This is a genomic window from Spirochaeta isovalerica, assembly GCF_014207565.1.
Classification (GTDB): domain Bacteria; phylum Spirochaetota; class Spirochaetia; order DSM-2461; family DSM-2461; genus Spirochaeta_F; species Spirochaeta_F isovalerica.
Map to the genome: position 1 here is coordinate 838,356 of NZ_JACHGJ010000001.1, position 15,405 is coordinate 853,760.

Annotated in this window: 13 protein-coding genes; 1 reads left to right on the plus strand and 12 read right to left on the minus strand. The window is 47.0% G+C overall.

Features of this window, described 5'->3' with window-relative positions; genetic code table 11:
• Positions 1-15: 15 nt before the first annotated feature.
• From hutI to HNR50_RS03620, 6 genes are all read right to left on the minus strand, one after another.
• On the minus strand, positions 16-1,239 hold the full coding sequence (hutI, locus tag HNR50_RS03595) for an imidazolonepropionase (protein ID WP_184744469.1): 1,224 nt from the start codon (positions 1,237-1,239) through the stop codon (positions 16-18).
• On the minus strand, positions 1,239-2,909 hold the full coding sequence (gene hutU, locus HNR50_RS03600) for a urocanate hydratase (protein WP_184743848.1): 1,671 nt from the start codon (positions 2,907-2,909) through the stop codon (positions 1,239-1,241). Before hutU ends, hutI begins: the two co-directional genes overlap by 1 nt.
• On the minus strand, positions 2,887-4,455 hold the full coding sequence (gene hutH / locus HNR50_RS03605) for a histidine ammonia-lyase (RefSeq protein ID WP_184743849.1): 1,569 nt from the start codon (positions 4,453-4,455) through the stop codon (positions 2,887-2,889). The genes hutU and hutH overlap by 23 nt, the downstream gene beginning before the upstream one ends.
• A gap of 19 nt (positions 4,456-4,474) precedes the next feature.
• Positions 4,475-4,960, minus strand: coding sequence for a MarR family winged helix-turn-helix transcriptional regulator (locus HNR50_RS03610; RefSeq protein WP_184743851.1), 486 nt, complete (start codon positions 4,958-4,960; stop codon positions 4,475-4,477).
• A 75-nt stretch (positions 4,961-5,035) separates the two neighbouring features.
• On the minus strand, positions 5,036-5,518 hold the full coding sequence (locus HNR50_RS03615) for a PaaI family thioesterase (protein ID WP_184743853.1): 483 nt from the start codon (positions 5,516-5,518) through the stop codon (positions 5,036-5,038).
• Positions 5,519-5,603: 85 nt separating this feature from the next.
• Complete coding sequence (locus HNR50_RS03620; RefSeq protein ID WP_184743855.1) at positions 5,604-5,846, minus strand: hypothetical protein; 243 nt, start codon at positions 5,844-5,846, stop codon at positions 5,604-5,606.
• A 208-nt stretch (positions 5,847-6,054) separates the two neighbouring features.
• On the opposite strand from HNR50_RS03620, the gene HNR50_RS03625 reads away from it, so the two are divergent.
• Complete coding sequence (locus tag HNR50_RS03625; RefSeq protein ID WP_184743857.1) at positions 6,055-7,344, plus strand: glycosyltransferase; 1,290 nt, start codon at positions 6,055-6,057, stop codon at positions 7,342-7,344.
• Here the strand turns inward: HNR50_RS03625 and HNR50_RS03630 are convergent.
• From HNR50_RS03630 to HNR50_RS03655, 6 genes are read right to left on the minus strand one after another with little or no spacing between them, the layout of a single operon-like run.
• Positions 7,333-9,786, minus strand: coding sequence for a TIGR03936 family radical SAM-associated protein (locus HNR50_RS03630; protein ID WP_184743860.1), 2,454 nt, complete (start codon positions 9,784-9,786; stop codon positions 7,333-7,335). The two genes, HNR50_RS03625 and HNR50_RS03630, sit on opposite strands and share 12 nt — an antisense overlap.
• Positions 9,787-9,788: 2 nt before the next feature.
• Positions 9,789-11,102, minus strand: coding sequence for a rod shape-determining protein RodA (rodA, locus tag HNR50_RS03635; RefSeq protein ID WP_184743863.1), 1,314 nt, complete (start codon positions 11,100-11,102; stop codon positions 9,789-9,791).
• Positions 11,089-12,981, minus strand: a complete 1,893-nt coding sequence (gene mrdA / locus HNR50_RS03640) for a penicillin-binding protein 2 (protein ID WP_184743866.1) — start codon at positions 12,979-12,981, stop codon at positions 11,089-11,091. The genes rodA and mrdA overlap by 14 nt, the downstream gene beginning before the upstream one ends.
• Complete coding sequence (gene mreD / locus HNR50_RS03645; protein ID WP_184743869.1) at positions 12,978-13,481, minus strand: rod shape-determining protein MreD; 504 nt, start codon at positions 13,479-13,481, stop codon at positions 12,978-12,980. Before mreD ends, mrdA begins: the two co-directional genes overlap by 4 nt.
• Positions 13,474-14,337: a rod shape-determining protein MreC gene (gene mreC, locus HNR50_RS03650; RefSeq protein WP_184743873.1), complete on the minus strand. Its 864-nt coding sequence runs from the start codon at positions 14,335-14,337 to the stop codon at positions 13,474-13,476. Before mreC ends, mreD begins: the two co-directional genes overlap by 8 nt.
• 12 nt (positions 14,338-14,349) lie before the next feature.
• Positions 14,350-15,384 (minus strand): rod shape-determining protein, encoded by a 1,035-nt coding sequence (locus HNR50_RS03655; RefSeq protein ID WP_484592918.1) that lies wholly within the window; start codon positions 15,382-15,384, stop codon positions 14,350-14,352.
• Positions 15,385-15,405: the final 21 nt, after the last annotated feature.

Sequence of the window (15,405 nt, forward strand, 5' to 3'; positions counted from 1 at the left end):
ACTGTCAGCAGTATGTCACACCTTTACCCCTTTTTTCCAGATGGCAGAAGGCTTGATTTTCCCCTGATTGTATAGGATTTCTCTGTAATCATCTGTCGGGAACATAATAAAATCAGCAAGCAGACCTTCTTTGAGGATGCCTCTGTCTCCAAGATCCAGAGCGGCTGCGGCGCGGCAGGTGATTGCGGCAAAAGTCTCCGCGCTTGACAGCTTTTCCGCTGCGCTGATTAGCGATGCCTGCATCAGCAGATCGCCCATAGGCGCAGAACCGGGATTCCAGTCAGTCGAGATTGCCAGCGAAGCCCCTTTATCGAGAAGTTTGCGGGCCGGCGCATAATTCATTCCCAAACCGATTGAACAGCCTGGCAGAGCGACAGCGACTGTTGTTGAAGCCGCGAGGAGATCAATATCCTCTTCGCTTATGCTCTCGAGATGATCTGCGCTGAGAGCATGGGCGGAAACAGCAATTGAACTGGTGCCGGAAGAAAACTGGTCGGCATGTACGGTCAGCTTAAACCCCATATCGGAAGCCTGCCTCAGAAAATAGGCGCCATCATCTTTTGAAAAAGCCCCCCGGTCGATAAAGATATCGGCCCTATCGGCGAGATTCTCTTTTTTCACATCGGGCAGAATCTCATGAAGGACATAATCGATATACTCTCTATCGGTTCCATCAAAATCAAAAGGCCTGATGTGGGCCGATAAAGCTGTGGGTATCAAATCTATCGGAAGTTCCCCATCAGCCCTGCCAATTACCCGGAGAACTTTCAGTTCACTTTCCCGGTCAAGACCGTAACCGCTTTTGACCTCGCAAGTCGTAACGCCTTCTCTCAGATGCCTGAGAGCCCGTTTCCGCAATCCCTCAAACAGTTCTCCGGAAGAAGCTTTCCTTGTGCCTCGGACAGAGACATTGATTCCGCCACCCTCTTCGGCAATTTCAAGATAGGTTTTTCCGGCTATTCTCGAAGCATAATCCCCGGCTCTCGATCCGCCCCAGCAGATATGTGTGTGTACATCAATCAGGCCGGGAAGGCAGACCGCATCGCCTTCGATAGTTTGAACCGCCGCCGAAGGGTAGTCTCTTTTAAGCTCATCGTAGGCTCCGACTGCCGAAATCCGGTCACCTTCAACCACCAGCGCTCCGTCGCGAATTATTTGCAGCTGAGAATCGGACACAGCCCCTTTCAGTGGAATCCCGTCCAATGTCAGAAGCTGAGAAAAAGGTCCGATAAGCGTCATCACCTTTTAACGCCCTGCGATTCCGCTGTTTGCAGAGCCAGATCGTACCCCGCATCGGCATGGCGGAAAATACCCATTGCCGGATCGTTATAAAGCACCCGTTTCAAGCATCGATCTGCCCTTTCCGTACCGTCTGCTACAATAACCATACCCGCGTGCTGGGAGTATCCTATACCCACACCGCCTCCGTGATGGAAGGAAACCCAGGTGGCACCTCCGCTGGTATTGGACATTAGATTGAGCAGAGGCCAGTCAGAAACAGCATCCGACCCGTCTTTCATACCTTCCGTTTCCCTATGGGGAGACGCAACGGATCCGCAATCCAGATGATCTCTTCCGATAACAATCGGCCCTTTCACTTTTCCGCTTCTTACAAGTTCATTGAAAATTAGACCGGCTTTCTCCCGCTCTCCCAGACCAAGCCAGCAGATTCGGCTTGGAAGCCCCTGCCAGGCCACTTTCTCCTCCGCCTGATCGAGCCAGTTGATGAGATGTTTGTTTTCGGGGAAAGCTTCTCTCAGCGCATCATCGGTCGCTTTGATATCGGCAGGATCGCCCGACAAAGCCACCCAGCGGAAGGGGCCTTTACCCTCACAGAACAGAGGTCTGATGTAAGCGGGCACAAATCCCGGGAAATCAAAAGCATCAGCCTCTCCCCCCTCTCTCGCAAACTCTCTCAGATTATTCCCGTAATCAAATGTTCTGGCTCCCCGCTTCTGCAGTTCAAGCATATAGCCCACGTGACGAGCCATACTTTTAATCGACCGTATGCGGTATTCGGAGGGATCCGATGACCGCAGAGCATCTGCCTCGGCCAGAGACAATCCGTTGGGAATATATCCGTTTACCGGATCGTGCGCCGAAGTCTGGTCTGTCAGAACATCGGGAGTGATATTATCGGCGATAAGCCTTTCCAGCATGTCTCCGACATCGCTGACAAGCCCGATAGAAAGGGCTTCACCCTTCTCTTTCGCTTCAAGAGCCCATTTCACGGCTTCTTCATAAGAGTCAGTCATTTTATCGACATAGCGCGTATCAAGTCTTTTCTTTATTCTTTCGGGATCGACATCAGCGCAGATACAAACCGCTCCCGCCATTGTCGCGGCGAGGGGCTGGGCGCCGCCCATTCCACCGGCTCCCCCTGTGACAAGCAGCCTTCCTTTCAGGTCTCCCCCGAAATACTTGGCGCCGCAGGAGGCGAAAGTTTCATAAGTCCCCTGAAGGATTCCCTGCGTTCCTATGTAAATCCAGCTCCCAGCGGTCATCTGGCCGTACATCATCAATCCCGCATCTTTCAGCTGATTGAAATGGTCCCAGTTAGCCCAGTGAGGAACAAGGTTACTGTTCGCAATAAGCACCCGGGGCGCTTCATCGTGGGTTCTGACAATGCCGACGGCTTTTCCCGATTGTACGAGAAGGCTTTCATCCTCTTCCAGTTCCAGGAGATGTTTAATGATTTTCTTCGCATCTTCCGGAGTTCTGGCCGCCTGTCCGGTTCCGCCGTATACGACCAGATCTTCCGGCTTTTCCGCAACTTCCCTGTCCAGGTTGTTGAGAAACATACGCAGGACAGCTTCAGTCTGCCAGCTTTTTGCGTGAAGTTCCGGTCCTCTGGGAGCTTTATACTCAGGATGTTTGGCATATTTTTCAATAAAGTCCGAATAATTCATTATTTCCTCCATGGATATCTATCTCGAAATCTTCCGATGCTTTTTCAGCCGTTTCCACAAGCTTTCCGCTGGCAATAATTTTTCTAGCAGCCTCCAGATCGTGGGCAAATACTCTGTCGACTTCCGCATGGTCTATCACTTCCCTGACGGCATGATGACAGCTTTCCAGCACAGGAGCTGATTTCAGAGGTCTCCTGTAATCGAAAGCCTGAGCGGCGCAAACAAGCTCGACAGCCAGTATCTTTTCAACATTGGTGATAACTTCGTTGACTCTCCGTCCGCTGATAGACCCCATGCTCACATGGTCTTCCTGTCCGAGAGAAGTCGGAACGCTGTCGGCGCTGGGCGGAAAACAGAGACTTTTGTTTTCCGTAACCAGAGCTGCGGATGTATACTGGGGTATCATAAAACCCGAGTTTATGCCCGTATGCTCCATTAGCAGTTTGGGCAGACCCTCGGTTGTCCCTTCCAGTAGCAGATAAGTTCTTCTGTCGGAGATATTACCCAGCTCGCTTGATGCCAGCGTCGAGTAATCAAGAGGAAGCGCCATAGGCTGGCCGTGGAAATTTCCACCGCTGATGGTCTCTTCCGGATTGAGGATGATGGGATTATCGGTAACGGAGTTCAGTTCCGTCGTCAGCTGTTCTTTCAGATGCTTCCAGGCATTTCGCGAAGCGCCGTGCACCTGCGGCATGCAACGGATAGAATAAGGGTCCTGAACCCTTTCGCAATGTTCGTGGGATTTAAGTATCTCCGAGCCGCGAAGCATATGTTCAAGACGGTCAGCCACATAAATGGTTCCCTCATAGGGACGGATCTGATGGAGCTCCTTCTGGAATGGCTTGGCCGAACCTAAAAGAGCTTCAAGAGACATGGCCCCGATAATATCGGCGCAGTCGAGGATATTTTTCATCCTCTGAAGCGCTTTGACCGCATGAGCGGCAATAAACTGGGTTCCGTTGATAAGCGCCAGGCCTTCTTTCGGCCCCAGAAGGACAGGACTGAGATTTTCTCTCTCGAACAACTCGGCTCCGGTAATGATCTCACCTTTATAATGGACTTTTCCCAAACCGATAAGAGGCAGAAAAAGATGAGCCAGAGGCGCGAGATCCCCCGAAGCTCCGACAGATCCCTGAGAGGGAACAACCGGGAAAGCCCTGTTCTCTATATGCCAGTTTATCCGTTCCAGAGTTTCCATCTGGATTCCCGAATACCCTTTTGACAGAGCGTGCATTTTCAGGACCAGCATAAGAGCAGATATTTCCTCATCGACATCATCGCCCATACCCACGCTATGGCTTTTTAAAATATTATATTGAAGAGTCTTTGTATCTTCTTCTGAAATGATCGTCGTGCAAAGGGGTCCGAATCCCGTATTCACCCCGTAGACGATTTTCCGGCTATTTACGATTGTCTGAACGTCATCACTGCATTTTCTGATCCGGGCTTCAGCTTTCTCAGAGATGACACCGCGGATCTTTCCTCCGGCCAGCTCGAGAGCCAGACCTGGACTGAGGAGATCCTCACCATAATGGAATTCTTTCATTCAAGAACTCTCCTTGCTATTACATTTTTAATTTATCCAATACAGAATCGCCGAAACTGAATTTGTTTAATTTCTGTTCCAGCTGATTAAAGCTTCTGACGACATCAAATCCTTCGCTTCCATCGTGAAACAGTTCAAACATACTCGATTCCAGAGTTTTCCACACGGGAATGAGTTCTGAGAGCAGCTCCTCGCCTTCACTTGTGAAACTAACAATTTTTCTCCGCCTGTCAAAACTGTCAGCTTCCATTGCGACAAGCCCTTTGCGATTCAAAAGAGAGACAATCTGACTCGCCCCGGGCTGGGAAACATTGAGTTCATCGGCAATTTCAGTTACAGAGAGAGAGCCTTTTTTATGGAGCAGAAAAAACAGGGGAAACCATGCGGGCTCGAAGCTGATATCAAGTTTTTCATATATTTTTCCGACTTCAGATAGAAAACGTTCACTTAATCTTTTCAATCTGGTTCCGAGTATCAGTATTCCCGTTTCCTCATAAAATCCCATAATCACCCCATTTTTGCATAAGCACTTATGTATTTTACATCCACACTTTTCTGCTGTAAAGAAAATAAGGGAAAATTACTCGTAAAAACTATCTATTCCGGGATAATTCATCTTGGCAACAGCAATTTTCTCAGGCAATGTGAAATAACTGGCCACTCCTTCGCTACAGAGATTTTCTTCACCGTCATAAAGAGAAACCTGAACATGGGCAATGTTTTTCTCCATCTCCTTAATGGATGCTCTCAGCGTAATGCGCCCTTTATCTATCATTACAGACTTCAGATACCTGACCTGAAGCTCCGATGTGAAACCGCCGGTTTTTAATTTGACAAATACAACCCAGCTGGCAATTTCATCGATCAGAGTAGCCTGAATTCCGCCATGGAGAATATTGAGAAAACCCTCGAACTTTCTGTCCGGGTTCCAATGGGATACAATCTCATCCCCCTCCTCGAGGAATTCCATTTTCAACCCATTATTATTGGAAGGGGAACAGCCGAAACAGCTGTATCCAGTAGACTGTTTCAGATCAACGAAAGGATTTATAATTTTTTTCATGAAAATATAATCTGAGATAAGACAGAACATGTCAACAGTGAAAAAAGAACCGCCCCCGGTAAAGGGGGCGGAAGAAAGGACAAATCTATGAAACCTTCTTCAACTTGTTGCGGCGGTGGAAATCTTCATTCCCATAGTGTTCCTGCAGCGAGTTTCCGATCAGGGAAAAAGCTTTTCCAAGACCGCCCAGTACGAAATTAGCTACAGGGCTTTTTTTTTCAGATTTACCCGTAACACCTTTATATGTTCTCAATTCCCGCATCTCTTCCAGAATTGTTTCATGCTTGCTATTAGCCATATCCATCAGTTCAATCCAGTTGTCAGCCATTATATTTCCTCCATGGCAGTTGCCCAATTGAAATTCTTCAGGTTATGTTAACCTGAACTACCCATCTACCCGTTTATGCGGGTTATGGATTAATTATATGAATTAACTTGCGGGAAGTCAATAGATTTCATTCACTTTTCTCCTTTTTTTTGCACAATAATCTCTTTTTGTGCTATTACTTGAGTAGTTGAAGTGAAGGAGTAAACTGTTGAAAAGTGAAAAAGAAGCTAAGAATATTCTGAAAATTGCCTATTTCTCCGATACTTTTTACCCACAGATAAATGGCGTTGTCTCTTCACTGATCAACCTGGCCCGTTCATTGGCGGACAAGGGTCATAAAATATACATCGTTGCTCCTAAAGTTGATAAGGATTTCGAGGAATTCTCCTATCCCGGCATCACGATTTTGCGCATATCGTCCGTAAAAGCGTCATTTTATGAGGATTTCCGCTGGGCTAAAATCATCAGTTTGAAAACCTATAAAGTTCTTAAGGATGCAGACATTGATGTAATCCATTTTGAAACCCCGATAGGGCTGGGAATTATGGCCATAAATATGGCCAGACTTCTCAATACGCCGCTTGTTGGCACTTATCATACATTCATTTCCGATCCCCGTTATATAAAACATTGGAAATTATTCAAACCAACTGTTCTGTTGCAGAATATCTCCTGGTTTTATTCAAATCAGTTTTACAATCGGACGGATCTGACAACAGCGCCGTCTCAGAGCACCATTGTGGAACTTAAGGAAAACGGATGTAATCCTCCCTTGATGAAAACAATATCGAACGGTATCGATCCGGCGATTTTTGATAACAGCCGATCTGACGAAGTTCGGAAGACATACGGACTAGAAGGTAAAACCATTCTCTATGTCGGCAGAATCGCCCATGAGAAGAGCATCGATATCCTGCTCACTGCTTTTTTTAAAGCGGCGGAGATCGACGGGGATATGAAAATCATGATTGTCGGACACGGACCGCAGATGGATGATATTAAAGAGATGATCGACAGGTCGCCCTATAAAAGCCGTATTATACTCACCGGAGCCATTCCTCATGACGAACTTGTCGTCAGCGGGATCTATGGCGCCTGCGAAGTTTTTGCCACAGCTTCGGAAACGGAAAATCAGCCGATGACGATACTCGAAGCCCAGGTCAACGGTTGTGTTTGTGTGGGGGTTGATGCGAGAGGCGTCCCCGGAATGATTGAAAACGGGCAGAGTGGAATTATTGTTGAAAAAGGTGATACGGAAGCAATGGCCAGAGCCTTCCTGACAATCCTCGGGTCAGAGGAAAAGTTGTCATCTATGAAAAATAAAACCCTTGAAAATGTGAAAGAGCATTTTCTCCCCTCTGTAGTGGAACAATGGGAAAGAGAGTACAGAGCTCTCATATCCGGTTTTAAAGGTCGTTATTTTAAAGATAAATTATTCTATCCCTTTAAGAAAGCGGGAGAACTTCTCTCCCGCCCGACAGAGATTTCACAGGAATAAGGATTTCCCCTCTTTTTCTTTTTTGTAAAGCTTCAGCCTGGTCAGCTCAACCCCCTCTTTGAGAGGATTTTCTCCCAGAATCAGCTCCAGCAGACGGATGATATTATTCATTTTTTTGTTATTCATTTGAGAAAGGAGCTCAATTGAATCGCCATTCATTTCAAAACGGTAATCATCTGCAACATTCTGCACTTCAGCTTGTTCTTTAAGCTTCTCATAGAGCTCAACAGGTGAAATATTCGATTCTGCCGTGTTCAATCTGTATAAACTCCCCCAGTATTGCGCCATGAGGGATTTATATTTCCTCCCTTCATCGGGAACCGGCAGCAGCTGACAGTCGGTAAACTCGAATCCCGCGGGGAGAACCTGATTCAGCCTGGATACCAGATCTGAGAGTTCCTCTCCATCGTAATGGATTTCAACTCCCATGACTTCGCCCTCCGAACTGATACCCAGAGTCAGAGGATGAGGGAATTCCATTTTTGGTTTCGGGTTGAATCCCTGTGTAAAGTTCATCAGGATACCGGCACGTTGAAAAGCCATTTCAAACATATGCATAACATTGAGGTGGCCTAGAAAAATCGCAGGACCGAATTTTCTGAATTTGAGGATAATCCGCCTGACCGGACCTTTCTCCCGAGCTGGAGGAATGGGTTCCGAAAGAAAGTCAAATCCTTCAGGATATCGCACCTTCTGATCTTTTGAGCAGACACCGCAATAGTCCCGGCAGGGATTGTCACAGGAATCAGTAAGATCATAACTCATGGCTCTGTTGTATTCTTTTTTGAACTGCTCCTTGCCGACGCCCATAGAGATGGTATCCCAGGGAAGCTCGGATTCGGGATCAAGCGGTGAGCAGATTTCTTTCTCGACATCCCAATCTGCTTCATCAATCACTTCTTTCCAGAGATCTCTTTTAAAATACTCATCCCAGGCATCAAGGCGGGCACCTTTTGCCCAGGCGGCTTCAATCAAATCTCCGGCGCGGCGGTCTCCCCGGGCCAGAATCCCCTCTACAAAAGAGACAAAAGGAGAATGAAAACCGAGTTTAATATTCCGGCCTTTCAACCCGTCCCGCAACCTTCTGATCTGCTCCATGGCAAACTCATCAGTGAATTGAGCCCCCCACTGAAAAGGAGTATGCGGTTTCGGTATAAAAGTCCCCACATTGACATTGAAGCGCATTTTTACCTGATCCTGAAGATTTGTCAGAAAATCAATTATGGGCTGAATCTCATCTTCACCCGAGGCGGTGGGAAGTCCGATCATAAAATAGAATTTCGCCTGCTTCCATCCCTGCTCTTTCGCTTCTTTGAGAATGGAGACAATCCTGTCGAGGGGAACTTCTTTATTCATCCCTCTCTGCCAATCCTCGCGAGGTGTTTCCACGGCAAAAGTAAGACTGCTTTTTCTCACTTCGGATATCTCTGCGAGCAAAGGTAAAGTCACGGAGTTCACACGCAGCGAGGGAAGCTGAAAAGACACTCCTCGATCTTTAAATCGCTCATTCAGGTTCCTCACCAGGGGGAGCAGGTTTTTATAATCTCCCGAGGAGAGGGAGGAGAGCGTAATTTTTCTATATCCGCATTTGTCAATAATATGCTCTGCTTCTTCGACAATGGTTTTATAATCTTTCTGCCGAAGCGGTCTGTAAAAATACCCGGCATGGCAGAAACGGCAGCCATTGGGGCATCCGCGCATGATTTCTATGACGCCATGGTCCTGAACCGTATCAACAGTTGGTACGGGAAGCATGCTTCCCTTGTCATAATCCCTTCCGAAGTCTCCCCAGACAGCCCGGGAAACCACATCAGATTTTCCTTCTGTCCAGACAGAAGCATCAGAGCGTAGGGCTTCGAAAAGATCGGAACGGCTTCCGCCCTTTTTTTTAATTTCCACAAGGCGGGGAAAAAGCGAAGCGATCTGATGCTCACCTTCACCGATAAACACTGCATCGAGAAAGGGAGCAAAGGGTAAGGGATTCGTCACGGCCGGCCCGCCCGCGATGATAAGCGGACTGTCCTCATCTCTTTCGTTGACTTTCAAAGGAATCTTTCCCAGCTCGAGAACGGTCAGCACATTGGTCGCAGACAATTCATAGCCGATGGAAAATCCAATAATATCAAAATCTTTCAGAGGAATACCCGTTTCAAGAGAGTAAAGGGGAATATCTTTGTCTCTCAGGATTTCCTCAAAATCGGGAGCCGGAGCGAATACCCGCTCGCATTGAACCCCCTCTATATTGTTAAAGTGATTGTAAAGGATTTTTATCGCGTTGTTAGACATTCCGATTTCATAGAGATCGGGAAAACAAATGGCCACTTTGAGGGGTTGATCCTCATCATAAAAACGGCTTCCGTATTCGCCGCCCACATATCTCCCGGGCTTCATAACGGATAATAGTTCCCGTCTTAATTCGCCGGAAGGATTTATTTTTTTCATATTTAATTCCTGTATCGTCTCTGGTAAATACTAAGTAGAATACCGATTCCCATCGAAGCAGTCCACAGGGAAGACCCCCCGTACGAGAGAAAGAACAAAGGAATTCCCGTAATAGGCATAACCCCGATAGCCATGCCGGTATTTATAATAACATGAAAGAATATCATGCCCACGATACCGCCGCCCAGAACGACTCCGAAGCGGTCATTGGATCTATCAATGATGATCAAACTGCGTACGAGCATTAATATATAAAGTGAGAACACGACAATTGCACCGACGAAACCCGCTTCTTCGGAAAAAATGGAAAAGATAAAGTCGCTGCTCTGCTGAGGTAGATAGCGGAGATGAGACTGGGTTCCCTGAAGGAACCCTCTGCCCCAGAGACCGCCCGCTCCTACGGCAGTTATAGACTGAATCATATTCCATCCCGCCCCCTGGGGATCGACCTGTGGATCGATAAAAATAATCAGTCTCATGATCTGATATCCCTTGAGAACCATTCTCCCGCCCATTGCGCCGAGTAGAGAAATGAAAAAAGAAGAGGAAAAATAGATAATCCAGTAGTAATATCCAGCTCTGAATAAAAGCTGTCCCGCTCCCGCCAGAGCCATTATTACAATCAGAGCTATGAGAACATACTTCATCGTGGCCATTTCGGTAAAAACCTTGACGAGCATAACTTCCTCCTGGATGATATATTCGCTCCAGGCGGGAAGAACTGTGAAATAGATAATGAGAGAACCGGTAATGACCAGATAGATAATATGTTTGAGCCGTGCACCTGCGAGAAATAACATGACGAGAAATATCGGCACATTGACGATTGCTGAACCGAAATCCGGCTGCGCGAGAGTCAGAAGCATCGGTATGGCAATAATAACCAATGCCTGAATGAATTTTTTAAGCGTATGTATGGTTTTGTAATTATTATCGAGAAAGGCTCCCAGATAAAAAATTACCGCGATTTTAGAGAACTCTGCGGGCTGTATGCCGAAAGGACCGACTCCCAGCCAGGAACGGGCTCCGTTGACATACCGGCCGAAGAAAAGTGTGAAAAGGAGCAGGATAACCATAACGAGATAGATGTAAAAGGAAACCATCTTGAACCTGGCATAATCATATAATGAAAAGAAGATAATAATTGCCAGACTGGAAACGACCCAGATTATCTGTTTTATCCATTCGTTGGAGACGCTGACACCGGAAGAGTTCACTCCGCTGGAATAGATAAAAAAGATGCCTATCAGCATTAAGGCCAGTGTCGTGGCAAAAAGGATAACATCAAATTTCAGAATATCTCTATTCCCCGCCATTATCATCCTCCTCCAAGTGAGCGTCCCAGGAATACCAGACACGTCTTTTCCGGAAATCACGGACAACTTCTTCATAGGTCTTGTTGCCGAATATCCCTTCATATATGATATCCGCCGCTTTCGGCGCCCACCATTCCCAATCGTTAGTCGCTTCAACCATAGTGAGAACGACAACTCTTTCTTCAGGATTATCCGTATCATAAGGTCCGTATGATGCGAACCAAGAGTGCCAGTTTTCGTCAGAACCGACTTCTCCCGTTCCCGTTTTACCGGCGATTTCCACCTGCTTGTTGAGGATGACAACATTAGATGTCCCGTCGGTAATAACGCCCCGCATATTTTCTTTAAGAGTCTGAAAGGTTTCGTAACGGATCGGCGATGTCCTGAGAACTTCCGGCTCCATTCTCTCCAATACTTCACCCGATAGAGGATCAATGACCTCTTTGAGAATATGCGGTTTGTAGGCAATGCCGTTATTGACTATCATGGCGATTTCATTGGCGACCTGAAGAGGTGTCGACGTCACGAACCCCTGGCCGATAGCTGCGTTGTAAGTATCTCCCAACTGCCATGAATTGTTATAGACACTCTGTTTCCAGGCTTTCGTCGGAATATTCCCCGAGACTTCTCCCGGCAGATCAATTTCCGTTGCCGCCGCCAATCCCAGGTACTGGGCATAGGTGGCGATGTTGTCTATTCCGAGAACTTCCATACCCATCGTCCCGAAATAAATATTGCAGGATTCCGCGAGGGCTTCTTTAAGATTCACGGGGCCGTGACCACTTTTCTTATGACAGTATGTGGTCCTGTTCCCTATTGTGATTTCTCCTTCGCAAGTGACAGTTTTTTCCGGATCAACGGCATCAAGATCGAGCAGCGCTGCAGATAAAACCAGCTTGAAAGTAGATGCGGGAGGATACTGGGACTGAATAGCCCTGTTTAAAAAAGGAAAGTCCGGGTCGAGGCTTAAAACACCGAAGTTAGTCGGTCCCGGAAGCGAAAAGAGATTGGGATTAAAGTAGGGATAAGACACAAGAGCCAGAACCTCTCCCGTAGACGGTTGCAGAACAACAACCGAACCCTTTCTCTTTCCCAGAGCTTTTTCCGCGAGCAGCTGGATATTCCGGTCTATGGTCAACCTGAGATTCATTCCATTCTCGGGTGGCTCTATCGAATCAGCCTGGTCTGTATTCCGCCCTTTGACATCGACTGTTTTGATTCGGCGGCCGTCTGTTCCTCTGAGAATGCGGTCGTACTGCTTCTCAATCCCGCTTTTCCCGAGGACGGAATCATAGGAATACCCCTCATTGTAGAGAACCTGTAACTCAGATGTCGTAATCCCGCCGATATACCCCAGTACATGTGAGATGGATCCCGTTTCGTTATACCATCGCAAAGGCTTGCTGGTCCAGGAAATACCGGGAAACTCATCTATATGCTCGGCAATATAAGCGACGTTATCAAAGGACACACCGGAGACAATTTCAACGGCCTGATACCGGTTGGAGGAACTGCGGGGAACTTTACGCATCAGTTCAGATGCCGAGACATTTATGATCGAACTGATCCGCTCAATCATTTCCTCTATGGATATGCCTTCCACTTCAGCAGGTGTCAGCGCCAGAGCGAAGGAATCGACATTCATTGCCAGAGGATAATCGTAGTTTCTGTCGTAAATTCTCCCTCTCTGGGCTGGTATGATATCGGAACGCTTACTTACGTCCCGCGCCTGTTTCTGATAAAAAAGGGTATTGATAACCTGCATGGAAAACAGATGAATCAGATAAGCCAGGAAAATTGAGGCGAAGAGAACTCCAACGCCGATGAGACGGAACCGGTTTACGTTGGAACCGGCACCGCTGCCCATAAATCCCTTCATAAGCCGCGCCTCCCGTCAAGGCGATCCTTGATTTTATGAGCTATAAAAAAAACAGGAGGCGTCAAAATCGTATTGTAAACGATTTCAATAAGAAAAAAACGGGAAAAAACACTGTGTACAGGTACCGATAGATTAAACAGCGAAATAACACCGAAAGCCAGGAGTCGATTCAGAACTGTAGCAATGAGAACAAAAGCCATTGGCATAACAATGCGGTCCAGGATAACCAATCCGTTGAAAGAACTGTAAACTGAGCCGATTATAGTCTTGATGATACTGTGGAACCCCAGAGGGGAAATACTGACGGCATCTTCTACCAGCCCCGTTGCAAATCCGCAAACAGTCCCGTGGAGTCCGCCATTGTAAAAAGATGTAAAAACAAGATAGATCAGATACAGGTTGGGAATAACCTCATATATGGCGATATAGCGGAACAGGGTAGATTGAATAATGATTATCCCGAATAAAAAAGCCGAGCTTATTAAAAGTCTTTTAATCATTTTCCTGTCCGGTTATTACAAACACATATTCAAGCTTGGAAAAATCGATGACCGGTTTAAGTTCGATTCTCAATGACGTCGCATAATCATCGGAATATATTTCCGAGACCCGTCCTATATTCAGACCTTTCGGAAATACCGTCTTCATGCCTGAAGTTATGATCATATCTCCAAGCGCGATTTCACTTCTTGCGGATTTTGTAACATACTTCATAAGAACGTAATCACCCGAACCGCCGGTTCCTTCGATCAGACCTTCGTAGCGGCTACCCTGCAACCGGGCGGAAATGAAACTTGTGCTGTCGAAAAGAGGCATAATCAAAGAAGAGGAAAGACCCACATTGATAACCTTTCCCACAAGGCCGTATATTCCGTCCTGATAAGCCGTAACGGCCATATTTCTGGCGATTCCATCCTTGGAACCCTTATTGATTACGAAAGAGGCGAAAAAGTTTTCCGGGTCGTTGCTTATGATTTCGCATGGGATATGCCGCGTTTCAAGATTCCCCGAAAAATCAAGTTGCTCTCTGAGAATCTCATTCTCTCTTTTCAGTTCCGCGACATACCTCTCCACTCCCGTGTATTCGTTTAATAGAGCGAGAGCTTCATCGTATGCGTTCTGTAATTCCCGCAGCTCACTGATGGCATTGATCTGGCTTCTGACCCCTCCGGCCAGGGATGTCACACCTTTCTGGAAAAAAGAGACCACAGTAAGGCCTCCATTTTTCACTGCACCGAGAATGTTGGATTCGGTAAATGAGATAAACAGGGATGCTGAAACGATCATGGCCAGAGCTATGACGATTTTCAAAGCTCTGCTGTTTCGCTTGCCTCCCCAATTTTGTTTTTTCGGCATGACAGGGATACCTTATCCGTTCAGATTATTGTAAATGCTTCGGCTCTGATTGGCGTCTCTCGCATGATCGAAATACATACCCGCTCCCAGGGCGACACAAAGCAGCGGTTTTTCAGCCAGAATAACCGGTACTCCTGTTTCCTTGGAGATCAGTTTGGTCAATCCTTTGAGGTTTGAACCGCCGCCGGTCATGACAATACCGCGTTCGACAATATCTCCCGCCAGCTCCGGAGGAGTCTGCCCCAGTGTTTTCTTTATTTCTTCACAGATGAGGTTGATAGGTTCCTGAAGTGCTTCGCGGACTTCCACAGAGTCAATTTCCAGACGTCTGGGTAATCCCGTTATCGCATCAGTCCCTTTAATTTCCATTTTTTCGATCTTCTGTTCCGGGGAAGCGTTCCCGATATTCATTTTCAGCTTTTCAGCTGTCTGCTCTCCGATTATGAGGTTATGAACATTCCGCACATGCTTGATTATGGAAATGTCAAAAGCATCGCCCCCGACACGGATCGCATTGGTCACGACCATTCCTCCGAGAGAGATGACTGAGATCTCCGATGTTCCCCCGCCGATGTCACAGACCATATGACCGGCTGGTTCAAATATGGGAATATTGGCGCCGATGGCCGCGGCCAGAGATTCTTCAATGATCTCAACCTCACGGGCTCCGGCTTTGTAGGCACACTCTTCGACGGCCCTCTTTTCAACCTCGGTTATGCATGAGGGAACCCCGATAACGATACGGGGTTTGACAAGCCAGCGCTTAGGAAGAACTTTCGCGATAAAATAACGGATCATTTTTTCCGTTGTTTCAAGATCGGCGATAACTCCGTCCCGCAAGGGGCGGATGGCGATAATATCGTCAGGCGTTCTCCAAAGCATTTTTTTTGCATCGGCGCCCACGGCAACAACCTTTTTCGTCCCCCTTTCAACGGCGACGACAGAAGGTTCGCTGCAGACAATCCCCTTGCCTCTGATATATATAAGAGTATTGCATGTACCCAGATCAATTCCGATATCTGTCGAGATGCTTTTAAACATTTTCATAGCTGATTACACTCCAAAATC

What these genes read in the sequence shown, in the direction of transcription:
- mreC (WP_184743873.1), bottom strand. Translation starts at nt 14,337, where the DNA reads ATGCCGAAAAAACAAAATTGGGGAGGCAAGCGAAACAGCAGAGCTTTG.
- HNR50_RS03620 (WP_184743855.1), bottom strand. Translation starts at nt 5,846, where the DNA reads ATGGCTGACAACTGGATTGAACTGATGGATATGGCTAATAGCAAGCAT.
- HNR50_RS03615 (WP_184743853.1), bottom strand. Translation starts at nt 5,518, where the DNA reads ATGAAAAAAATTATAAATCCTTTCGTTGATCTGAAACAGTCTACTGGA.
- hutU (WP_184743848.1), bottom strand. Translation starts at nt 2,909, where the DNA reads ATGAATTATTCGGACTTTATTGAAAAATATGCCAAACATCCTGAGTAT.
- HNR50_RS03610 (WP_184743851.1), bottom strand. Translation starts at nt 4,960, where the DNA reads ATGGGATTTTATGAGGAAACGGGAATACTGATACTCGGAACCAGATTG.
- hutI (WP_184744469.1), bottom strand. Translation starts at nt 1,239, where the DNA reads ATGACGCTTATCGGACCTTTTTCTCAGCTTCTGACATTGGACGGGATT.
- HNR50_RS03630 (WP_184743860.1), bottom strand. Translation starts at nt 9,786, where the DNA reads ATGAAAAAAATAAATCCTTCCGGCGAATTAAGACGGGAACTATTATCC.
- rodA (WP_184743863.1), bottom strand. Translation starts at nt 11,102, where the DNA reads ATGGCGGGGAATAGAGATATTCTGAAATTTGATGTTATCCTTTTTGCC.
- mreD (WP_184743869.1), bottom strand. Translation starts at nt 13,481, where the DNA reads ATGATTAAAAGACTTTTAATAAGCTCGGCTTTTTTATTCGGGATAATC.
- mrdA (WP_184743866.1), bottom strand. Translation starts at nt 12,981, where the DNA reads ATGAAGGGATTTATGGGCAGCGGTGCCGGTTCCAACGTAAACCGGTTC.
- HNR50_RS03655 (WP_484592918.1), bottom strand. Translation starts at nt 15,384, where the DNA reads ATGAAAATGTTTAAAAGCATCTCGACAGATATCGGAATTGATCTGGGT.
- hutH (WP_184743849.1), bottom strand. Translation starts at nt 4,455, where the DNA reads ATGAAAGAATTCCATTATGGTGAGGATCTCCTCAGTCCAGGTCTGGCT.